We start from the raw sequence: 20721 nt of genomic DNA, 5'->3' as shown, positions 1-20721 counted from the left end.
GCCCAGCCGCGGCCGGGCGTCGGGGAGCGGGGGTACCGGTCTGTTACTCAACTGATCCCCCTGCGCCGGTCGGACCAGTACGGTTCTCGCAGAATCTTCTTGTCCACTTTCCCGAAGGCGGTCTCGGGAAGCGAGGACACGAACTCGATGCTCTTAGGGCGGGCGTATGCCGCCAGGAGGTCACGGCACCAGGCCAGAAGGCCTGCAGCGTCGATGGTCTCATCCCGGGGCACCACGACCGCATGCACCGCCTCCCCCCAGTCCTCGTGCGGGATGCCGATCACCGCAACGGCTGCTACCGAAGGATGGCGAGCGAGCACGTCCTCAACCTCCCGGGAATAGACGTTCATTCCCCCGGAAATGACCATGTCGTTCTTGCGGTCCTTCAGGTAGAGGTAGCCGTCCTCGATCATGCCGATGTCACCGGTGCGGATCCAGTTCCCCAGGAACTTGTCGGCCGTGGCGGCTGGATCGTTGAGGTACTCCTGGAGCACATAGGCCGAACGGAGGCATATTTCACCGGTTCCGCCCTCGGGGAGCGGATTGCTGTGCTCATCGACGACCTGCAGATCTGCCATGATCGACGCCCGGCCGCAGGAGGTGAGCAGCTCAGGGCGCGACAGGTCGTGGTCGGCCTTCGTCAGCCTTGTACCCCAGTTAGGCATTTCAGTCTGGCCATACAGCTGGACAAAGACCGGTCCGAACAGTTCCAGGGCCTCTTCAAGACGTGAGGGCGATATCGGGGCCGCGCCGTACACGATTGTGCGTACTCCGAGTTCCCTGACGGGACGGGTGCGGAGAGCATCGATGACCCGATAGATCATCGTCGGTACGAGGAAGGTCCACGTGATAGCTCTTTCGATGAAGAGGTCCACCGCGGTCTCGGCGTCGAAGCCGTCCGTGATCACGCAGGTTGCGCCGCGGAGAATGGCGCTCTGGGCAAAGAGGCCGGCTGCATGCGCCATCGGCGTCATCAGCAGCATGCGTTCGTCCTGGCTGATCTCGCCTTCGAGCATCTGGGCGGTATGAAGGGCCACCGTGGACCTTTGGGTGTGCAGGACGCCCTTCGGCTTGCCGGTGGTCCCGCCGGTGAAGTAAAGCGCTGCCGGGGCATCAGCCGTGAGCGGGAGATATCCGAGTGGATCGACGCGGCCCGGGGGCAGGTCCTCCAGCGCCAGGGCGCCAGCGGCCGGAGCGCCGCCGCCGGTAATCTGCAGCACTGTAGGTGACAGCGGGAGGGATGAGGAGAGGGCGACCGCCTCCAAAACCAGGGACGCGTCAGTTATGACAACCTTCGCGCCGCTGGCCTCAAGGATGTAGCGGACGGAATCTGACGGCAGCATGTAGTTCACCGGTGACTTGACCGCGCCAAGACGCGCGATCGCGATATCCGCCACGATGAACTCCACGCAGTTGTGCGTGTAGAGGGCGACCGTGTCACCGGGTCCGACCCCACGGCTTCTGAGCTGCGCCGCCACGGCGGCCGCCCACCGGTCGAGATCAAGGTAACGATACGTTCTGCCGCCGAACTCGACTGCGACCCGCTCCCGGTTAGCCGACAGGGCGTGATCGAACGCCGAACGCATCGTGTCCCGCGCGCTCCCACCCGCTGTCACCGTCGCGGTCGTGGCGGCCGTCACCCCGGTCATCAGGCCTGCTCGACCGCGAAGTGCTTGATGTCGGTGATCGCTGCCGTGCGTTCATCCGACCACACTGCCCGCACGCGCAGGCCATCGCGGAGCACGGCACGCGCCGCGTCGGAGTCAGAAAGATCGACGCCGCCGATGAAGTGCATCAGCAGGGAATGGGTCCCGTCGATCTCGACGGCGCCGACGACGTACGGTGCTTCGGGGCCGCCCTCGAAACCCTGGTAGACGATCGTCGCCGCCCGCAGGGTTCCTGTTGGCTCAAGCTGGACCCAATTGGTGATCTTCTCGTAGCAGGCTTCGCAGTAGTCCTGCGCCGGCACATAGCTGCGCTGGCAGGATTCGCAGCGGGTTCCCCACAGCTCCTGTTTCTGGAGCCCGCGCATGAAACGGCTCCAGGCCCGTCCGAGCTTTACGCGGTAGTCGATCTTCCAGTGCACGTCATGGACGAGAGCTGCTTCGGTGGTGGTGTCGGTGGCGGTCATGCGGAGACCCTTTCCATAATGGTCGCGGTGTGGAATTGAAAAAAGGTGCCGCCCGTGCTGTGGGCAAGCCCCCGCTTGGCTCCCTCCGCCTGCTGCGTAGGGGACTGCCCCATCAGCTGCAAAGCGACATGGGCGATGGGTGCCATCTGGCCGGCAACACCGGGATTGGCGCAAAGCGGCCCGCCCGAGAGATTGGTGGGGATGTCGCCGCCATGGCTTGTGGCTCCTTCTTCGAGCAGGCCTGGTGCTTCCCCCCAGCCGCAGATCAGGAAGGCTTCCTGGAGCAGGTACTCCATGGGCGCATACGGCACGAAGAGCTCCAGAACATCGAGGTCGCGGCGTGCATCGATGATACCGGCCTCGCGGTAGACCTTCCGGGCGAGATGTTCGACGACCTCGAACTTGGAGAAGTCGCGCCGCTTGCCTCCAAGGTAGCCGTCGCTGATCGAACTTGCTCCCGTAATCCTGACAAGGGGATTCGGGGATTCCTCGACGGCCAGGCTCTCAGCGGTCACGACCAGGGCAATGGCGCCAGAGGATACTGGGCACACCATCCCGAGCCGTAGCGGCGTGGAAACCATCCGCTGGGCGTGCTCGTCGGCAAGGCTGCTCGTGATGTGAGCGAAGGGGTTGTGGTCGGCGTGCCTTCTGTTCTTTGCGCCCACGGCCATCAGCTGATCATCGGTCACACCGTAGCGCTGCTGGTACGCTCCCGGGAAGAACGCGCCCATGTGCACGGCCCCCATGCCCAGCGGCTGCTCCATAATCATCGGTGAGTTGGTATTGATGACCGCCTGTAGGTCGACGGGTCCGTCGAAGGTGTTCGGGGCGATGCACAGTACACGCTCGGCATAGCCGGCCCGCACCAGGGCTGCCGCCTGGTTGGCAAGATGGCCGCCGGAGGTTCCCCCGGTGCTGATGGGGATGATGTTCGTGTACTCGGGCAGCCCCAGGAACGGTGCAATGGTGAGCGCCGAGACGCTGGAGGCCTCGAAACCGGCGATGTCGCCAATGATGACGGTGTCGATGTCGCTGCGCTTAACCCCCGCATGCTCGAGGGCGAGGTCGGCGGCCTGGCGGCATAATTCGTCTTTCGACAGCGGCTGGCGGCGGGGCGAGGTGGCGGAGGTGAACCCGACACCGCTGATGACGGCGTGATCTTTCACAGCGACTCCAGGATAAGAACGGACGAGGTGGAGGAGGTCAGGCCCATGAGGTTGTCGGCCGCATGAACCAATGCGTTGTGCCCGGCCGTGCGCTCCCTGGCAAGTTCGGCGCCTTCGATGATACGAAGCAGACCGTTGGCGATGCCGGGGTGGTTACTGCGCACTCCGCCGGTGCGGTTACGCTCGCTTGCGGCGAGGTGGCGGATCTGGAGTGCCTCGGCGAGCTCGTCGGTCATGGCCGGCGTCAGGTCTGTCATCTCGGCATAACCGATCTCTTCAGCCCTCCGCCCGGACCGGCGGTAGGCGTCCCGGGCGGCCTTCCCGGCGGCCCCTGCAGGGTTGGTCAGCCACGATGTGCGGCCCGGACTCGGCGAGACCGCACTGCCCCACCCGGTGACCCGGGCCAGCGGATCAGGGCACCGCCGCCCGGCCACGCCGGCAGCGATGACGATGGCGCCGATACCTGCGGAGGACGCGGGGAGCATCAACTCATTCAGCGGTGCCATCGCCACGGGCGCTGAAGCGACGGCGTCGATTGTTGTCGCCGCCCGCTGGGCGCGTCCGGAGGCGGCGCCCCGGTTGATGTCGGCGGCGGTGGATTCGACCATCTTCGCCCAGCTCACCCGCCCGACATCCAGGCGGTTGGCCGCGTGCAGGCCCAGGACCGTGTTGGCGGTCAGGCCCACGGGGCGGCTGGTGTGCGCGTCGAACGTGTAGCTGCTTACGTGCTCCTGCAGCCCGCGCACAGCGGCCTCGCTCGTGTATCCCACTTCAGGGGCGCTGCTGGCGACGACGATGGCGATGTCGGCCTGGCCCGATGCCAGGCCGGCGGCAGCTACGAGGAAGGCAGCTGCCCCGTCGCCTTCGACTCTCAACTCGTCGTTGAGATAGCCGGCGGCCGCCGGCGCCGTCAGGGCGTTGGAGATTGATCGCGCGTCGTAGAGGTCAAGTGAGCTCGTGATCGACAGCGCAACCTGGTGGCGCTTGATGCCGGCGTTGCGCAGCGCTGCCGAACAGGCCTCGAAAACCGCTTCATCGAGCTGCAGTCCCGAGTCGTCTTCAAGCTTGAGCCAGGAACTGCCCGCTATGTAGAGCTCATCCTGAACACTCGGGGAGGAATAATGTGGCATGGGGGTACGCCCAATCGTGGATTGTAGGAACTTTTCGATGTCGCATCGCTCATTTGGTGCCGCCATCGTTTTGTGGTTCGGCTTGAGCAAAAGAGAGGCTGTCGCGCAGTTCGTTCTTTCGGATCTTTCCCGCGGGAGATTGGGGGAACGCCTCGCTGCGGATTTCGACGGAGCGGGGAACCTTATAGGCTGACAACCGCGAACGGGCGTGCAGCGTGATCTCCTCCGCCGTGACGGTATGCCCTTCGATCAACCGGACGATCGCGTGAACGGTTTCGCCCCAGAGCGGGTGCGGCCTGCCGATTACCGCGACCTCGGAGACCGCAGGGTGGGTCGAGATGGCGTTCTCCACCTCGATGGAGAAAATGTTCTCACCGCCGGAGATGATCATGTCCTTGGCCCGGTCGGTAATCCAGAGGTAACCTCGCTTGTCGCGGTAGCCCACGTCGCCGGTGTGGAACCAGCCTTCGGCCAAGGCTTCAGCCGTCTCCTCCGGGCGGTTCCAGTATTCGCGCATAATGCTGCCGCTACGGAGCCAAATCTCCCCCGTAGCGCCCGTGGGCACCGGTTCGCCCGACCCTGTTGCACGAATGCCCACTTCGAAGCCCGCCATCGGCCGGCCGGCAGAGCGGAGCAGGTCCGCGTCCAGGAGCCGGTGATCGGCCCCGTCCAACACGGTGACCATGCCGCCTGCCTCCGTGAGTCCGTAGGCCTGGACGAAGTCGGCCTCGGGGGGGAGCACGTCGAGCAGGCGGCGAAGCAGGCCTTCGGACATGGGGGCGGCGCCGTAGCCGAAGAACCGCAGCGAAGCAACGCGTTCCGGGCTGAACTCCGGGTGCTCGATAAGCTGCACGGCCATGCTGGGCACGGCTGAAATTCCCGTGAGCCTGAATTTTTCGATCGCGTCCAGAACTGCCTTCGCATCCCACCGAGGAAGGTAAGCAATGGCGCCCCCGCTTAGATGGGTCAGTGTCAAGGCGACGAAGGCGCCCACGTGGAACAGCGGCACCACCTGCAAGGTTGCCCAGTCGGGAGTCGGCCTGATCGATTCGGTGATGCGATGCCAGTTGAGCATCACACCTTTCTGGGTCATCACAACCCCTTTGGGCCGGCCGGTTGTCCCGCCCGTATACATCAGTACGGCCATGTCTTCTTCGCGCAAATCCACTGATCCGCCGGAGTCGGAACCTGCCTCCAACAGATCGTCGTAGTCGAGGTCGCCGGCGAAGTCCCCGTCGCCGACTCGCACAACGGTGTGCAGATCCGGAAGATCCGCCCGGCAGCGTTCGATCAGGCCCGCATAGTCGCCGTCGGCGAAAACAACCTTCGCTCCTGAATCCGCCAGCATGTACCGGATGTCGTCCACATGTGCCCGGCTGTTCAAAGGATTGATCACCCCTGCCCCCATCAGGCCTGCGTGCCACAATTCACCGTATTGATGGCGGTTTCCGAGGAGCACGCCGAACCGGTCGTACTTGTCCAATCCGAGATCAGCACGCATAGCATCGGCGAGCTTCGTAACCCGCGAACGGTTCTGGGCGAAGGTGAATTCGCTTTGCTTGCCCAGGTCGATCGTGGCTCTGCGCTCCGAATGCAGGTCAGCCACGCGGATAAACTCCCGTGGGAAGATCAACTCGTCCATGAGGTGATACCCAGCCCTTTCTGTGTGCACCTCACACTAGATGTGTCCGCTAAGATAAGTCAACCTACCGTTTGGTTTGGTTGTATGCTGGGATGGGCAGACCGCCAACGAAAAGAAGAAGGGCGCAGACGATGACGTCAAGTAAAGGGGGTCCCCTGACTGGATTCCGCGTACTCGAAATGGCGAGCCTTGGCCCCGTGCCGTTCGCGGCCATGATGCTGGCGGACCTGGGAGCCGACGTAGTGCGCATCGACCGGCCCGCGTCAGCTGCCGGCCTGGACACCGGCGATCCGACCGAACAGATCCTCTTCCGAGGCCGGCCCTCGGTCTGTGTGGATGCCACGGCTCCGCGAGGCCGCGATCTCGTGCTGGAGCTGTGCAGCCGATCCGATGTGCTGCTCGAAGGCAACCGTCCGGGAGTCATGGAACGCCTGGGGCTCGGCCCAGAGGAGTGCCTGAAAAGCAACCCGCAGCTTATCTATGGCCGGGCTACCGGATGGGGCCAGGACGGCCCTCTGGCCCCGCGCGCCGGCCACGACATCAACTACTCCTCCCTCACCGGGGCGCTGCACGCGACCGGCGAGGCCGGACGGAAGCCTGTTCCTGCGCTCAATCTCGTCTCGGACTTCGGCGGAGGCGGCACGTTCCTGATGATCGGCGTGCTGTCAGCCCTCCTGGAGCGTGCCGGAAGCGGAGCCGGGCAGGTGGTCGACGCCGCGATGATCGACGGAGCGAGTTATCTCATGACGTCGATCTACTCGATGCTGAACTCCGGCGAGTGGAACCTGGCGCGCGGATCAAATCTCATTGACGGTGGAGTGCCCTTCTACGACACCTACCGCTGCTCCGACGGTGAACATGTCGCGGTCGGGGCGCTGGAACCCAAATTCTGGGCGACTTTAGTGCGCACTTTGGAACTGCCGGTGGATCCGGCCACCCAGTGGGACCGTTCCACATGGCCGGATGTCCGGGCACTGCTTGAGCGGACCTTCGCTGCGGCGCCGCGTGACGCGTGGGTGGCACGGGTGGAGGGTACCGATTCGTGTTTGACGCCGGTCCTCTCCGTGGCTGAGGCGCCGAACCACCCGCACAGCATCGCCCGCGCTGCGCACCGGTCAAGAACGCCCGGATCAGTGGAGCCCGCTCCCGCTCCGCGCTTTTCCAGGACTCCCGGCTCCATCGGCACGGCGCCGCAGCGAGTTGGCGAATCCACGACAGCCGTGCTGCGGAGCTTCGGGTTTAATCCCCAGGAAATCAACCGCTTGGAGGCGGACAACGTCGTCTTTCAGGCGAAAACAGAAAGCGAGTGACATGGATTTCACACCTAGCGTCCGCTCTGAGGAGCTCAGTGCGCGCCTGAACGATTACATGACGGAAGTCATTTACCCGGCCGAAGCGGTGTTTGACCGCGAATCTGAGGAACTGGCCCTCCGTGGTACACCGTGGGCGCCGCGTCCGGTAATGGAGGAGTTGAAGGCTGAAGCCAAGGCCCGCGGGCTGTGGAATCTCTTTCTGACCCCGTCCTTCGGCGGCACACTCAGCAACAGCGACTATGCGCCCCTGGCCGAGATCAGCGGCCGCAGTCCGCTGCTGGCTCCCGAAGCGATGAACTGCTCGGCCCCGGACACGGGCAACATGGAAGTTCTCGCCCATTTCGGGACGGACGCACAGAAAAAGCAGTGGCTCGAACCGCTGCTCGAGGGAAAGATCCGCTCGGCGTTCGCGATGACGGAGCCGGACGTCGCCTCATCCGATGCATTCAACATCGCCACGCGCATCACCCGTGATGGCGATGAGTACGTCATCAACGGGCGTAAGTGGTGGACATCAGGGGCACTCAGCCCTTTATGCAGGATCCTGATTGTCATGGGCAAGACGGATCCGGATGCCTCCCGGCACGAGCAGCAGTCGATGGTGCTGGTTCCGATCGACACGCCCGGCGTCAAGGTCGTCCGCCACCTCAACGTCTTCGGCTACGACGACGCAGGCCATGGCGGTCACGCGCTGGTCGAGTTTACCGACGTCCGGGTGCCCGCTGCGAACCTTATCGGCAAGGAGGGGCACGGCTTCGCCATCTCGCAGGCGCGGCTGGGCCCGGGCCGCATCCACCACTGCATGCGCGCGATCGGCATGGCGGAACGGGCGCTTGAACTTCTGTGCGCCCGCGCGGACGGCCGGACGACCTTCGGCCAGGCCGTCTCCCAGCAGGGGGTCATACGGGATTGGATCGCCGAGTCCAGAATCAAAATAGAGCAGGCCCGCCTGCTCGTCCTGAAAACAGCGTGGCTGATGGATAAAGTGGGCAACAAGGGTGCCCACACGGAAATCCAGGCGATAAAGATCCTGGTACCGGCCATGGCCGAATGGGTACTGGACAAGGCGATCCAAGTCCATGGCGGCGGTGGCGTCAGCCAGGACTTCCCACTCGCCGCGCTGTGGGCGCAGACACGGACCCTGCGGCTGGCCGATGGTCCCGACGAGGTGCACAAGGCTTCTCTCGGGCGCCGGGAACTGCATCGCCAGCGAGCACTGCGGGACGAGCGGACCCGGAAGGTGCTGGAACAGGATGCGGTTACCCGGTGAACGGTGAAGCCCTCTTGGGGCTGGGGGCCGCCGCACCGTCCACCTGAGCCCAGAGGCTCCCGTATCCGTCGCGCGTCTGGCTGCGGCCGGCAGGGCATCCTCGTGAAGGGTATTTTGCCCGGCCCGCCAGCGTTTCCCGTCCCTGTCCGGTGCCCCGGGGGACCGGGCGCGGCATAGGGGGGTCCATCCCCCGCGTAGCCGGGGAACTCCCGGAGCCCTCCGCCGCGGTCCTGGCTTCCCGTGGAACCCGGCAGACCGGAGCAACAGCCCCTATCTTGCCTGGTGATGCGCGAGCTCAATCAACCAATCAATTGGTTGACACTTGCCGTAGTGGGCTATAGGTTGAACCCGGAAGGCAAGGGAGCCGCACAGAAGGGGCCTGCAATGAATCCTCCCAGGACTCTGCGGAAGTTGCCCCTGCATTCCGGCTCGGGCAAAGGCTTGGGTTACCGCTCAGCAGGGGAGGCCGTGCTTCCTATCGATTACGGGCCCTCCCCCTGATGGCAGCAGGTACGCGCCAGGACGTAACAGGGTCCGGGCGGCCGGCTGGGGACAGGCGCCGGCCACGTGCTGGAACTGCACCAGGCGCACGACAGCCGGCCCGGAAAACACCGCCCAAGCCAGGGAATTTCGCTTCCTGGCCACCCATGTTGAGCCGAGGCGCACCCTTGAAACCGGACAGCGCCCCAGTCCCGGCAGCGGGGTTTTTCGAATGGGGACAACCCCGGGGCCGTTGCCGGGAGGTGCCCAAGCCGTTACCGGGAGGTGTAGGCACCGTCAACGGCGTACTGGGAACCGGTCACGAAGCTCGCCTTGTCCGAGAGGAGGAACAGGACGATGCTGGCCACCTCCTCGGCCGTGCCCAGCCGTCCGATCGGATGCAGTCCCACCAGGCCGTCGTAGGTTTTCTTGGGCAGGCCCTGCAGCAGCGGCGTGTCGATGTAGGCCGGGTGGACCGAGTTGATGCGGATGCCCTGGTCGGCGTAGCCAAGCGCAGCAGCCTTGGTCATGCCGGAGACTCCGTGCTTGGCCGTGACGTAGGGAACCGCTCTGGCCGCGCCGACGAGTCCCAGGATCGAGGAGTTGTTCACAATGGCCCCGCCGCCGGACTTGAGCATTTCGGGAATCTGGTAGTACATGCCGTAGAACACGGAGTGCAGGTTTACGTCATGAGCCTGCGGTAGCCCTCGATGTCGATGTCGGCAAGCAGTCCGTTCGGGCTGGCGATGCCGGCATTGTTGAAGGCGAGGTTCAGGGCGCCGTATTCGCTGACTGCGGCGTCCACCGCCGCCTTGACGTCCACCGGGTTTCCCACGTCACCGGCGACGGCGGTCTCCTTGCCGCCGGCAGCGATGATCTTATCGACAACCGCCTGCGCGCTCTCGAGCCGGAGGTCATTGACCACGACGCTGGCACCCTCCGCGGCGAGGGCGAGAGCGACGGCCTCGCCGATGCCCGATCCTCCGCCGGTCACGACGGCGGTTTTTCCTGCGAACTGCTCATCCATTGTTACTCCTTCGTGGCCGTTTCCCGGCCCTGTCGCCGGCCGTACCTTTTGGGCCGGACCTTACTTCAACAACCCCATCTGCCGGGAGCCAGGAACCTGCTGTATGGGTTTACCCGGGCGTATGCGCGGGGAACCGATTGCGCAGGCTCTGCCTGATCCGGTGTTCTCCCCGGCGGCCGCCGGGGAGAACACCGGACCGAATCCATGGGGCAACATATGCGCATAACCGTCCGCTACGTGCCGGACTTCGGTTCGATCTGGCCGAGCGTCAGGTAGAAGCCTGGAACGGGCTTTTCCACCGTCACCTCCTCGATCCTGTCAAAGCGCTCCGCCCAGTCCGGGGTCAAGGTGAGTCCGTCCATACGGATCCCGACCCGCAATCCATGCTCCTTGGCCCTGTCCAGCGAGGACTCCATGTCGCTGACGCCGAAAATCAGGCGGTAGAAGCCCTCCCCGTACTTGTCCAGATAGGCGAACTGGATCGGGGCCTTCTCACGGTCATAGGGTGTCAGGAACTCGATGCCTGCATGCCAGTCGATGACGACCCGGAACCCGAGTTCGGTGTTGTCGAATGGTCCCTCGAAGTTCAAAGACAGCACACTGGCGACCCGGGCGACTGTGGCCTCGAAGTTCTCCTCCCGCACGATGAAGGCGATGTGATCGATCCGGCCGCGGTTCTGGGTCAGGGGCGGATATACCGTTGATTCCGGTTCGGACATGTCACTTCCCAACGTGGGCCCCTTACTCATGGCTAAAGCTCGGGCGCCGGCGTTCAAGGAAAGCCAGGCACCCCTCCTGTGCATCGGCAGAAGCCGCGGCTTCGGTGAAGGCGCGGCCTTCCGCAGCCAGGCCTTCGGTGAGGGAGCCGGCGCTCTCCCCGCCTCGAAGTGCGCGTTTGGCGGCCTGGACGGCCACCCGCGGGAGCTCTGCCAGCGAATTGGCAAGCGCCATGGCCTCGTCGCGAAGCGATTCGGCGGCACAGACCCGGTTGATCAGGCCGAGTTCAAGGGCGCGCTGGGCGGAAATCGGGCGGCCGAGGAAGATCATCTCCGCCGCCACCTGCGGAGGGATTCTGCGGCTCAGACGCTGCGTTCCGCCGGCACCGGGGATGAGTCCCAACCGCACTTCGGGAAGAGCGAACTTCACCTTCGGCGCGGCCACGACGAGGTCCGTGAGGAGGACAAACTCGAGGCCGCCGCCGACCGCGTCTGCCTGGACCGCACTGATGGTGGGCTGCGGGAGGCCAGCCACCCGCGCGAAGAGCGCCCGCACGCGCTCGGTATGGCTGTGGAACTTTTCCGGATCAGCCATCCTGGCAGGCAGCTCCGTAATGTCTGCGCCGGAGAGGAAAGCTGCACCGCCAAGCGCGGTGAAGACGACTGCCCGGACCGACCGGTCGGACTCCAGGGCTGTGACGGCTTCTTCCAGCTCACCGATCACTGCCGTGGACATCGCATTGGCGGGCGGGTTGTCTATGGTGATGACCGCAACGGCACCGATGAGCTCCACCCCAACGGCAGTCTTTGGCCCTTCACTCACGCCGATCACCGTGACGGAAGCCGGGTACCGGCATCGAGGCGGACAACTTCCCCATTGAGCATTGTGTTCTCCATGAACTGCCCGACCAGGGACGCAAAATCCGAAGGACGGCCCAAACGCCGGGGGAAAAGGCTCAGATCCGTCACAGCGGTGCGGAGCTTGTCGCTCACGCCCGAGAGCATCGCTGTGTCCATGATTCCCGGTGCGATCGTCATCACCCGGATGCCCCACTGGGCAAGGTCACGGGCGAGCGGCAGCGTGCTGGCAATCACCGCGCCCTTGGAGCCCGCGTACGCAGCCTGTCCTACCTGCCCCTCATATCCTGCGATCGAGGCGACATTCACGATCAGCCCGCGCTCGTCATCGGCTCCAGGCTCGTTGCGCGTCATCAGTTCAGCGGCGCGGCGGCTGACATCAAACAATGCGACCAGATTCAGATTGACAATACGTTTGTAGGCGTCAAGAGGGAACAGTGTGCCGTCCTTGGCAACGACCCGGTGGCCTTCGCCGGTACCGGCGCTGTTGACGCAGAGATCGACCCGTCCGAACCGCTCGGCAAGCTGGCCGAACGCCGACTCGACCTGCTCGGGATCGGTGATGTCTGTTGGGATGAACAGCGCCGCGTCGCCGAGTTCGGCGGCGAGCTCTGAGCCAGGCGAGCGGTCAAGGTCGAGGATGGCTGCCCGGCCGCCTCGTTCAATAAGCATGCGCACCACCCCGGCCCCGAGGCCGGACGCCCCGCCGGTGACGACGCCGACAGAATTCGAGATTTCCATATTTATTCTCCTTTGAACGGCTGGATGGTTCCCCACGAGGTCCGAGTACATCACGGCCACAGGTGTATGATGAAGTAGTCGACCAATCGGTTGGTTGAATGCTATCATGGGGATATGCCCGCGACGAGAATAAGTGAAGCCCTCAAAGGAGTGATGTGACATGCGCGATGCAGTAATTGTTGAGGCCGTGCGAACGCCCGTTGGACGTAGGAACGGAATTCTGGCTTCCGTGCACCCGGCCGACTTGTCGGCCCATGTCCTGGAGGCGCTGGCCGCGCGTTCGGGGGTGGACCCGGAGTTCGTGGACGACGTGATCTGGGGCTGCGGGGCGCAGGTCGGAGACCAGTCCTTCAACCTGGCCCGCAGTGCAGTTCTGGGAGCCGGCTGGCCGGAATCAGTCCCGGCGACAACCATCGACCGCCAGTGCGGCTCGTCGCAGCAAGCGGTTCACTTTGCCGCCGCAGGTGTTATTTCCGGCCAGTACGACCTCGTCGTGGCCGGCGGCGTCGAATCGATGTCGCGCGTGCCGCTCGGGTCCTCTGCAGCCGGCGGCGCCCCTTACGGGCCCCGCGCCCTCGCCCGCTATGGAGGAGAATTTCCCCACCAGGGAATCGGGGCGCAGGAGATCGCGGACCGGTGGGCGCTCAGCCGCGAGGATCTGGACGCTTTTTCCCTGAGCTCCCACGAGAGGGCCGCGGCAGCACAGGACGCGGGCCGTTTCGACGGCCAGATCGCCGGGTACCGCCTTGAGGACGGGACGGTGGCCGACAAGGACGAGGGCATCCGCCGGGGTGGAACGGTTGAATCCCTGGGGGCGATCCGCTCTGCGTACCGCCCGGGGGGTTCGATCACCGCGGGTAACTCATCGCAGATCAGCGACGGCTCGGCCGCACTCCTGATCACCACCTCCGCACGTGCTGCGGAACTCGGCCTCACGCCGATTGCCCGCATCCATACCGCCGTGGTGACCGGGTCTGACCCGAGGATCATGCTCACCGGCCCGATACCGGCAACGGCCATGGCCCTGAAGAAGTCCGGCCTGAGCCTCTCTGACATCGGTACCTTTGAAGTGAATGAGGCATTCGCGTCCGTTGCCCTGGCGTGGCTGGCCGAGACGGGAGCCGACAGTTCACTACTCAACCCTGACGGCGGCGCGATCGCGCTGGGACACCCGATCGGTGGCTCAGGAGCACGGCTCATGACCACGATGGTCCACCGGATGCGCGCCAACGGGACCCGCTTCGGCCTGCAGACCATGTGCGAAGGCGGAGGCATGGCGAACGCCACCATCCTGGAGCTGATGACGTGAGCGGAACTGCCGGGCGGATCGATCTCGAGCGCCGCGGGCCAATCTCGATTCTGACAATCGACCGGCCGGCCAAGCTGAATGCGTTCACCCTGGAGATGGTGCGGGAACTCGAGGACGCCACTGTGCAGCTTCAGCACGATCCGTCCGTGCGCTGCCTCGTGGTGCGCGGCGGCGGGGACCGGGCCTTCTCCGCAGGAGGGGATCTTGAATCCTTGCTGCCGGCAACGGTAGGGGCAGGCATCGACACCGTCAGCCGGGATCCCACCCGGCGGTTCTTCAGCGAACTGTTCATACCCGTGATCGCCGCGATCCGCGGTATCTGCATCGGAGGCGGTTTGGAGATCGCGCTCGGATCGGATCTTCGGGTCGCCGCCAGCGATGCGCGCTTCGGACTGGGTGAAGTGGCGTGGGGCCTCATCCCGGGAGCCGGAAGCCATATCCGTCTGCCCCGCCAGATCCCCTACGCCATCGCCATGCAGCTGATCCTGCTGGGACAGCCGATCACGGCCCAACGCGCCTATGAGGTCGGGTTGGTGAACGAGGTCGTTGAGCCCGGCGAGGAGTTCGAGCGTGCGCTCGAACTCGCTGAAAAGATTTCGCAAAACGCTCCAGTCGCTGTACGGACGGCGAAGGAAGCTGTCGTGCGCGGACTGGCCCTAACCGATGGCTTCGTCATCGAGCACGCCCTTAATACCCGGGTGTTGCGCAGTGATGACGCCGCAGAGGGACCCAGAGCTTTTAAGGAACATCGCGTACCCGAGTTCGTCGGGCGCTGAGAGGGGAAAAACTGTGGAGAAGGAACTTCTCGAGGCCGTCGCAGAGACGGTCAGTGGCCTGACAAAACGCTGGGACCGCCGGTACTATCTGGAAAAGTCGGCCGCCCATGAGGCGCCGACGGAACTGTATGCCGCGATGGCTGATGCGGGCCTGTTCGCGCTGGGGGTCCCGGAGGAACATGGCGGGGCAGGCGGGGGCGTCACGGCCGTCGCGGCCGTGATGGAGGCGATGAGCCGCGTCGGGATGCCCCCGATGATCTACTCGCTGACCTCGTTCTCGCGCCAGGCGATCATCCGCTTCGGCACACCGGAGCAGATCGAGACCCATGTGAAGGCGACACTCACCGCGGAGCGCACCTTCTCGTTTGCCTTGACGGAACCGGAAGCGGGCACCAACAGCTTCGCGATCTCCACCACGGCGACGCGGCGCGATGACGGCAGCTATGTGCTCAAGGGCCAAAAGGTTTTCATCTCCGGCGCAGACCAGGCCGACCATATGATCGTGGTGGCACGCACCACGCCGAGCGACCGTGTGGAAAACAAAAGTGACGGACTGTCGCTCTTCGTTATCGATGCGAAGTCCCCTGGGCTCAGCATGAGTCCGCTCAACATCGAGTGGCACGCGCCGGAACGCCAGTTCACCGTCTACTTTGACGACGTCATCATTCCCCCGGAGGGGCTCATCGGCGAAGAAGGCAAGGGCGCGGCGTGCCTGTTCGAGTCGTTGAACACGGAACGTGTCGTAATTTCCGCCTGGACGCTCGGTCTTGGCCAGTTCGCGCTGGCGAAGGCTGTGGAGTACGCGAAAGTGCGCGCACCCTGGGGCGCGCCCATCGGCCAATACCATTCGGTATCGCACCCGCTGGCCAAAGCGAAGGCCCAGCTGGAGGCGGCGCGCTTGATGACATACCAGGCAGCTGCGCAGATCGATCAGGGGCTGCCGGCCGGAGACCTGTCCAACATGGCGAAGCTGCTGGCCTCGGAGGCAGCTGACGCGGCCGTTGACGCCGCGCTGCAGACCCATGGCGGGTCGGCATTCGACGCCGACACCGACATCGTGACAATCTGGCCGATGGTGCGCATTCTCAGGATCGCGCCCCTGAACAACGAGATGATCCTGAACTACATCGCCGAGCGCGTGCTCGGCCTTCCCCGCAGCTACTGATTCGCCGGAGCTGATTCGATGACGAAACGGAGATAGACACATGAATCGTGACAAACTTTTCGACCTCAGCGGCCGCGTGGCCGTCGTGACCGGAGGAAGCCGCGGCCTGGGGCGCGAAATTGTCCGCGCCTACGCGGCCGCCGGCGCCGACGTGGTCATCGCCAGCCGCAAGATCAACGACTGCCAGGCCCTCGCCGACCAGGTCACGGCGGAGTTCGGCGTCAGCTCGCTAGCGGTGCGGTGCCACGTCGGGCATTGGGATGACGTCGGCCAGCTGGCCGAGCAGAGCTACGACCGTTTCGGCAAGGTCGACGTGCTGGTAAACAACGCCGGGATGTCGCCCCACTACTCGTCCCTGGGCGAAATCAGCGAGGAACTCTACGACAAAGTCTTCGCCGTGAACCTCAAGGGGCCCTTCCGGTTGAGCGCACTGATCGGGGAACGGATGATGGCGGCGGGGGGCGGGTCGATCATCAACATCAGCAGCGCATCCGCGAACCTCCCCACTCCCGAGGAGGTGCCCTACGCTGCGGCCAAAGCCGGCCTCAACTCGCTGACCCAGGGCATGGCACGCTCCTTCGCGCCTCTGGTGCGCGTGAATACGATCGTCGCCGGACCGTTCCTGACGGACATCAGTGCGGCATGGGATATGGAGGCCTTCGAGCGCAATGCCCAGACCAAGATCGCGTTGCGGCGGGCCGGTGACCCGGGAGAAATCGTCGGAGCCGCGCTGTACCTTGCCTCGGACGCCTCGTCGTTCACGACGAGCGCTCTCATCAACGTAGACGGTGGCTACCGCTGATGGGAACGATCCTGATCGACCGGCCCCTCTCCGGTGTCGTACGGCTCACCTTCAACCGGCCCGAACGGCTGAACGCCGTGGACGCTGCATTCATCTCCGAGTTCCGCGCCGCGATGTCCGACATCGCCACGACGCTCACGGACCGGGTGGTCATCCTGCGCGGAAGCGGGCGGGGGTTTTGCTCCGGAATGGACCAGACCCACACCGGCTATGAACACCTGACCGCGGAGGGCGACCTTGACGGGCTCCTCCAGGCACAGCAGGACGTGGCCCACCTGGTGCTGGAGATCAGAGCTTTGCCACAGCCAGTCATCGCCGCGGTGAAGGGCGCGGCGGTCGGCGCTGGTTTCGCGTTCGCACTCGCCTCGGACATCCGCGTGGCCGGAGAGTCGGCCGGCTTCGCAATCGGAGCCAACCGGATCGGGCTCTCGGGCGCCGACATGGGCATGACGTGGCTGCTCCCCCGGTTCGTAGGAGCATCACGGGCCGCGGAATGGCTGCTCACCGGACGAAAGGTGGGCGCAGCGGAAGCTGACGCTGCCGGCCTGGCGTCCCGTGTGGTACCCGACGAGGAGCTGGATGCCGCAGCCCTGGACACCGCGGAGCAGATACTCCGCAACCAGGACTTCGCCGTGCGCTTGACCAAGCGGGCCATCTGGGGAAGCGTGGTCACGGCCGATCTGCTGACCGCCATCAATTTTGAAAATCAGACCCAGGCGCTTGCGGCCGGCCAACTGATCCGGTCCCTGCGTGAAGTAGCCCGTGAGACAGCAGGAGAACGATGAGTGAGTACATGCTTGACGCCGATCCGGAGATCGGCGATGTCCGGCCGGGAGACGAGCTGGACTGGGCCGCACTGGAGCGCTACCTCCAGGAGACCGTCGGCGACGGGCTGACCGGCCCGATGACCGTGCGCCAGTTCCCCCACGGCTCGGCCAACCTCACGTACCTCGTGACGTTCGGTGAGCGGCGGCTGGTCGTGCGGCGCCCGCCGCACGGAGAAGTCCCGGCCGGGGCGCACGACATGGCGCGCGAATACCGTGTGCTCTCGCAACTATGGCGGTCCTACCCGCGGGCCGCCCGTGCGCTTGCGTTCTGCAACGACCCCGCGGTGATCGGGGCGGAGTTCCTGGTCATCGAGTACCGCTCCGGTGTTGTCATCCGCGACTCGCTCCCGGAATCGATGAGGGCTGTCCCTGGTGCCGCCGACGCCGTAAGTGCCGCGTTCATCGAAGCCGTGGCCGAGCTGCATCTGGTTGACCCCGAGACGTGCGGGCTTGGCGAACTGGGCCGCCCGGAGGGCTTCGCGGAGCGGCAGGTACGCGGCTGGCTGCGGCGCTGGCAGGCCTGCCGCCCTGACGACGCCGATCCGACGATGGACGAGGTCGCGGCACTGCTCGCCCGCGACGTGCCTGAACCTTCCCGGGTTTCGCTGGTTCACAGCGACTTGAAACTCGATAACTGCCAGTTCCTGCCCGGTGATCCGACGCGGGTGCACAGCATTTTCGACTGGGACATGACGACACTGGGTGATCCGCTGATCGATCTGGGGACCGCGCTGTCGTACTGGCCCGAGGCCGGCCCCGCCGGGGAGGCGGCACGGGCGCTCTGGCCGGGCCAGGACCAGCTCGGACTCTGGAGCCGCTCCCAGCTGCGCGAGCACTACGCCGGGCTTTTGGGCATCGACGTGAGCCGCATCGCCTGGTACGAGGCATTCGGATCATGGAAGACCGCGGTGGCCCTGCAGCAACTCGCGAACCGCGCCCTTCAGGGACATACCCGCGACGCCCGCCTGGCCTCCTATGCGCCGATTGTGCCGGTCGCCGGGCGCGCGGCGATGGAGCTGCTCCGGTCATGAGCGCCCAGAACCAGCCACCGCAACGGCTCTTCGAGACCACGACGCTCTCGGTCACCCGCCACGACCCGGTCGTGGTCGTGGCGTTGGACCGTCCTGATGCCAGAAACGCCGTGAACGGCGTGATGCTCGCCGAACTCGCCGAGGTGCTGGCCGCGATCGCGGCCGACCCGGAAGTGCGGGCGCTGCTGCTGACCGGCAACGGACCCGTATTCTGTGCGGGCGCCGACATCAAGGACGCGTACTACGACGATTCGCCCGAGGCTCAATCCGCCCGTGTCGACCTTGGATACTCCGTGGTCCGGGCACTGCGCGATCTGCCGTTCCCGACCGTCTGCGCGATCAATGGCGCCTGCGTGGCGATCGGCTTGTCACTGGCCCTCTTATGCGACGTGCGGGTTGCGGCCGAAGACGCGAAATTGATCTTCGGCTTCGCCCAGATCGGAATGGTGCCCGACTTCGGGGCCGCGAGCCTGCTCGGTTCGCTGCTCGGTCCGCTGAAGGCACTTGAACTCGTGGTGCTCGATGAACCGGTCGACGCCGGCCGTTCCCGGGAGCTTGGCTTCGTGAGCAGGGTGACACCGGTCGAACAGTTGCGGCCGGTGGCCTTCGAGCTGGCCACCCGCCTTGCCGACCGCTCGGGGGCGGCGACGCGGCTGACCAGAACGGTACTGCGCGACTTCGCCAGCCTTCCCTTCGAGAAAGCTTTTAAAATTGAAGCCGAGGTGGTCAAGGACCAGATCCGGAGCCCTGACTTCCTCGAAGGACTGACGGCCGCCCGGGAACGGCGAACACCCCGGTTCAGCCAGCGCTGAACCGATTACCCCTTAACAACCTTGACTTGGAGAATCCCAGACCATGAGCAGCATCGCTTTCGACTTTACCGGCCATACCGTGATCGTCTCCGGCTCCGCGCGGGGGATCGGGCACGGCCTGGTTACCCAGTTCGCCGAGGCCGGGGCCGACGTCTATGCCGTCGACGCGGATGGGGCGGCACTGGACGCCGCTTCATTCCCCGCATCCGTTCGACGCCGCATCGTCGACGTCACCGACACCGCTTCCGTTGACGCGGTAGTGGCGGACGCTGTCGCGGCGACCGGCCGTGTCGACATCATCGTGAACAACGCGGGAATTCTGCGCGACGGCATGGTCTGGAAGATGAGCGACGAGGACTGGAATCTGGTGTTCGCGGTGCACCTGGGCGGAACGTTCCGGTTCACGCGCGCGGCCACCCCCCACATGCGGGCCCAGGGTTTCGGACGCGTCATCAACGTCACAAGCTATTCCGGACTTCGCGGAAACATCGGGCAGGCGAACTACTCTGCTGCGAAAGCAGGGATTATCGGCTTCACCAAGACGACTGCGAAGGAGCTGGGCCGGTTCGGGATCACCGTCAACGCGATCTCACCCAGCGCCAGCACCCGGATGATCGGGGGGATCCCCGAAGACCAGCTCAAGGCCATGACCGCGGCCATCCCGCTCGGCCGGATCGCGGAACCCGAGGAGATCTTTCCTGCCGTTGCATTCCTTGCCTCCGACGAGGCCGCCTACGTGACCGGAACCGTGCTGGCGGTCGACGGAGGTACCTCGATCTGAGCAGGGACCGCGCCGTCTGCACCGACGGCGCGGAGCGCTGTCTGCACGAAGGCACTCACGACAGCCTCCCAATCGCGGTCGTCGTCGCGGTACCACTCATAAGTCCAGTTGAGCATCCCGAGCACAGCGCGGGTTGAAAGCTCCGAATCCACGCGGGAGACGAAAGTCCTGTTGTGCTGTCCTCGTTCGATGAGGTTTTGGAGGTAGCGGCCGTAGAGCCGGCGCTGCTCAGCAACCACCATCCGGTGTTCCGAGGTCAGCATCCGTGCCTCGTGAAGGTAGACGCTGAGCTTCACCCGCTCCCGGACCAGGAGATCCAGATGCGCGCGGACAAATGCCGCCAGCTCAGCCGCGGGGTCGGCATTCAGGAGGCTCAGCTCTTCGACGATCTGCATGCTCGCCCGGTGGGCATCTTCGACAACCGCGAACAGGAGGTCCTCCTTGGTGCGGATGTAGTGGTACAGGCTGCCTTTCAGCAGTCCTACCTCATCCGCCACTTCCTGGACCGAGGACGCCGCATACCCCTTCTCAAAAAAGACCTTGGCCGCCGCGTCGATCAGCTCGGCCTGCCGCCCTGTCGCTTCGTTCTTCACGGATACCTCAACTACTGGTCGTCATGTCGGAAGCTCGCATGGGCTGATTCTAGCCGTCAGTTCAACCAACCGGTGGGTTGAATATCGGGGGTGATCGAGGATAGGCTGACCGCGTTAGACGCAGTTGTCTACGCGATTGCCGCGTACTAAG

The 20721-nt window shown here is 65.0% G+C and carries 19 protein-coding genes and 1 pseudogene; 10 read left to right on the top strand and 10 right to left on the bottom strand.

Annotation, left to right across the window (positions count from 1 at the left end):
- Positions 1 to 47: 47 nt before the first annotated feature.
- Genes J7E80_RS20695 through J7E80_RS20675 form a run of 5 tightly spaced genes read right to left on the bottom strand, consistent with a single transcriptional unit; the run spans position 48 to position 6069 of the window.
- The gene (locus J7E80_RS20695) at positions 48 to 1649 is read right to left on the bottom strand and encodes an AMP-binding protein (RefSeq protein WP_215054096.1); all 1602 of its coding nucleotides are present in this window, start codon (positions 1647 to 1649) and stop codon (positions 48 to 50) included.
- Positions 1649 to 2131 (bottom strand): Zn-ribbon domain-containing OB-fold protein, encoded by a 483-nt coding sequence (locus J7E80_RS20690; protein WP_215054095.1) that lies wholly within the window; start codon positions 2129 to 2131, stop codon positions 1649 to 1651. The genes J7E80_RS20695 and J7E80_RS20690 overlap by 1 nt, the downstream gene beginning before the upstream one ends.
- Entirely contained in the window at positions 2128 to 3297 is a 1170-nt protein-coding gene (locus J7E80_RS20685) for a thiolase family protein (RefSeq protein ID WP_215054094.1), read from the bottom strand. The genes J7E80_RS20690 and J7E80_RS20685 overlap by 4 nt, the downstream gene beginning before the upstream one ends.
- The gene (locus tag J7E80_RS20680; RefSeq protein ID WP_215054093.1) at positions 3294 to 4427 is read right to left on the bottom strand and encodes a hypothetical protein; all 1134 of its coding nucleotides are present in this window, start codon (positions 4425 to 4427) and stop codon (positions 3294 to 3296) included. Before J7E80_RS20680 ends, J7E80_RS20685 begins: the two co-directional genes overlap by 4 nt.
- A gap of 49 nt (positions 4428 to 4476) precedes the next feature.
- A complete protein-coding gene (locus J7E80_RS20675) occupies positions 4477 to 6069 on the bottom strand; it encodes a class I adenylate-forming enzyme family protein (protein WP_215054092.1) in 1593 nt (530 codons plus the stop codon).
- A gap of 131 nt (positions 6070 to 6200) precedes the next feature.
- Here J7E80_RS20675 and J7E80_RS20670 point away from each other — a divergent pair, with 131 nt between their 5' ends.
- Complete coding sequence (locus J7E80_RS20670; protein ID WP_215054091.1) at positions 6201 to 7379, top strand: CaiB/BaiF CoA-transferase family protein; 1179 nt, start codon at positions 6201 to 6203, stop codon at positions 7377 to 7379.
- 1 nt (position 7380) lies between these two features.
- Positions 7381 to 8652 carry an acyl-CoA dehydrogenase family protein gene (locus tag J7E80_RS20665; RefSeq protein ID WP_215054090.1) on the top strand — a complete coding sequence of 424 codons (1272 nt, stop codon included), beginning with the start codon at positions 7381 to 7383 and terminating at the stop codon, positions 8650 to 8652.
- Between the two features lie 755 nt (positions 8653 to 9407).
- Here the strand turns inward: J7E80_RS20665 and J7E80_RS20660 are convergent.
- The 4 genes and pseudogenes from J7E80_RS20660 to J7E80_RS20645 all read right to left on the bottom strand — a co-directional run bounded on the left by J7E80_RS20660 (position 9408) and on the right by J7E80_RS20645 (position 12474).
- Positions 9408 to 10159 (bottom strand): annotated as a pseudogene (locus J7E80_RS20660) (SDR family NAD(P)-dependent oxidoreductase).
- Positions 10160 to 10392: 233 nt separating this feature from the next.
- Complete coding sequence (locus J7E80_RS20655; RefSeq protein WP_215054089.1) at positions 10393 to 10878, bottom strand: hypothetical protein; 486 nt, start codon at positions 10876 to 10878, stop codon at positions 10393 to 10395.
- Between the two features lie 22 nt (positions 10879 to 10900).
- The gene (locus J7E80_RS20650) at positions 10901 to 11698 is read right to left on the bottom strand and encodes an enoyl-CoA hydratase/isomerase family protein (protein ID WP_215054088.1); all 798 of its coding nucleotides are present in this window, start codon (positions 11696 to 11698) and stop codon (positions 10901 to 10903) included.
- A 5-nt stretch (positions 11699 to 11703) separates the two neighbouring features.
- Positions 11704 to 12474 (bottom strand): SDR family NAD(P)-dependent oxidoreductase, encoded by a 771-nt coding sequence (locus tag J7E80_RS20645; protein WP_215054087.1) that lies wholly within the window; start codon positions 12472 to 12474, stop codon positions 11704 to 11706.
- 160 nt (positions 12475 to 12634) lie between these two features.
- Here J7E80_RS20645 and J7E80_RS20640 point away from each other — a divergent pair, with 160 nt between their 5' ends.
- From J7E80_RS20640 to J7E80_RS20605, 8 genes are read left to right on the top strand one after another with little or no spacing between them, the layout of a single operon-like run.
- On the top strand, positions 12635 to 13783 hold the full coding sequence (locus J7E80_RS20640; protein WP_215054086.1) for a thiolase family protein: 1149 nt from the start codon (positions 12635 to 12637) through the stop codon (positions 13781 to 13783).
- A complete protein-coding gene (locus J7E80_RS20635; protein ID WP_215054085.1) occupies positions 13780 to 14559 on the top strand; it encodes an enoyl-CoA hydratase/isomerase family protein in 780 nt (259 codons plus the stop codon). The genes J7E80_RS20640 and J7E80_RS20635 overlap by 4 nt, the downstream gene beginning before the upstream one ends.
- Before the next feature lie 13 nt (positions 14560 to 14572).
- The gene (locus J7E80_RS20630) at positions 14573 to 15724 is read left to right on the top strand and encodes an acyl-CoA dehydrogenase family protein (RefSeq protein ID WP_215054084.1); all 1152 of its coding nucleotides are present in this window, start codon (positions 14573 to 14575) and stop codon (positions 15722 to 15724) included.
- Between the two features lie 40 nt (positions 15725 to 15764).
- Positions 15765 to 16526 carry an SDR family NAD(P)-dependent oxidoreductase gene (locus J7E80_RS20625; protein WP_215054083.1) on the top strand — a complete coding sequence of 254 codons (762 nt, stop codon included), beginning with the start codon at positions 15765 to 15767 and terminating at the stop codon, positions 16524 to 16526.
- Entirely contained in the window at positions 16526 to 17311 is a 786-nt protein-coding gene (locus tag J7E80_RS20620) for an enoyl-CoA hydratase/isomerase family protein (protein ID WP_215054082.1), read from the top strand. The genes J7E80_RS20625 and J7E80_RS20620 overlap by 1 nt, the downstream gene beginning before the upstream one ends.
- Complete coding sequence (locus J7E80_RS20615; protein ID WP_215054081.1) at positions 17308 to 18384, top strand: phosphotransferase family protein; 1077 nt, start codon at positions 17308 to 17310, stop codon at positions 18382 to 18384. Before J7E80_RS20620 ends, J7E80_RS20615 begins: the two co-directional genes overlap by 4 nt.
- Positions 18381 to 19196, top strand: coding sequence for an enoyl-CoA hydratase/isomerase family protein (locus J7E80_RS20610; protein ID WP_215054080.1), 816 nt, complete (start codon positions 18381 to 18383; stop codon positions 19194 to 19196). Before J7E80_RS20615 ends, J7E80_RS20610 begins: the two co-directional genes overlap by 4 nt.
- A 43-nt stretch (positions 19197 to 19239) precedes the next feature.
- The gene (locus tag J7E80_RS20605) at positions 19240 to 19977 is read left to right on the top strand and encodes an SDR family oxidoreductase (RefSeq protein WP_215054079.1); all 738 of its coding nucleotides are present in this window, start codon (positions 19240 to 19242) and stop codon (positions 19975 to 19977) included.
- Here the strand turns inward: J7E80_RS20605 and J7E80_RS20600 are convergent.
- Positions 19929 to 20570, bottom strand: coding sequence for a TetR/AcrR family transcriptional regulator (locus J7E80_RS20600; RefSeq protein ID WP_215054078.1), 642 nt, complete (start codon positions 20568 to 20570; stop codon positions 19929 to 19931). The two genes, J7E80_RS20605 and J7E80_RS20600, sit on opposite strands and share 49 nt — an antisense overlap.
- Positions 20571 to 20721: the final 151 nt, after the last annotated feature.

Origin of the sequence: Arthrobacter sp. ISL-28, assembly GCF_018613875.1 — a bacterium.
Classification (GTDB): domain Bacteria; phylum Actinomycetota; class Actinomycetes; order Actinomycetales; family Micrococcaceae; genus Arthrobacter.
Note: the sequence above shows the minus strand (reverse complement) of the source record. Positions and strands in the feature narration are given on the sequence as shown.

Coding starts and splice junctions, on each gene's coding strand:
- J7E80_RS20695 (WP_215054096.1), bottom strand. CDS start 1,649: ATGACCGGGGTGACGGCCGCCACGACCGCGACGGTGACAGCGGGTGGG.
- J7E80_RS20690 (WP_215054095.1), bottom strand. CDS start 2,131: ATGACCGCCACCGACACCACCACCGAAGCAGCTCTCGTCCATGACGTG.
- J7E80_RS20680 (WP_215054093.1), bottom strand. CDS start 4,427: ATGCCACATTATTCCTCCCCGAGTGTTCAGGATGAGCTCTACATAGCG.
- J7E80_RS20675 (WP_215054092.1), bottom strand. CDS start 6,069: ATGGACGAGTTGATCTTCCCACGGGAGTTTATCCGCGTGGCTGACCTG.
- J7E80_RS20670 (WP_215054091.1), top strand. CDS start 6,201: ATGACGTCAAGTAAAGGGGGTCCCCTGACTGGATTCCGCGTACTCGAA.
- J7E80_RS20665 (WP_215054090.1), top strand. CDS start 7,381: ATGGATTTCACACCTAGCGTCCGCTCTGAGGAGCTCAGTGCGCGCCTG.
- J7E80_RS20655 (WP_215054089.1), bottom strand. CDS start 10,878: ATGTCCGAACCGGAATCAACGGTATATCCGCCCCTGACCCAGAACCGC.
- J7E80_RS20645 (WP_215054087.1), bottom strand. CDS start 12,474: ATGGAAATCTCGAATTCTGTCGGCGTCGTCACCGGCGGGGCGTCCGGC.
- J7E80_RS20640 (WP_215054086.1), top strand. CDS start 12,635: ATGCGCGATGCAGTAATTGTTGAGGCCGTGCGAACGCCCGTTGGACGT.
- J7E80_RS20625 (WP_215054083.1), top strand. CDS start 15,765: ATGAATCGTGACAAACTTTTCGACCTCAGCGGCCGCGTGGCCGTCGTG.
- J7E80_RS20620 (WP_215054082.1), top strand. CDS start 16,526: ATGGGAACGATCCTGATCGACCGGCCCCTCTCCGGTGTCGTACGGCTC.
- J7E80_RS20615 (WP_215054081.1), top strand. CDS start 17,308: ATGAGTGAGTACATGCTTGACGCCGATCCGGAGATCGGCGATGTCCGG.
- J7E80_RS20610 (WP_215054080.1), top strand. CDS start 18,381: ATGAGCGCCCAGAACCAGCCACCGCAACGGCTCTTCGAGACCACGACG.
- J7E80_RS20605 (WP_215054079.1), top strand. CDS start 19,240: ATGAGCAGCATCGCTTTCGACTTTACCGGCCATACCGTGATCGTCTCC.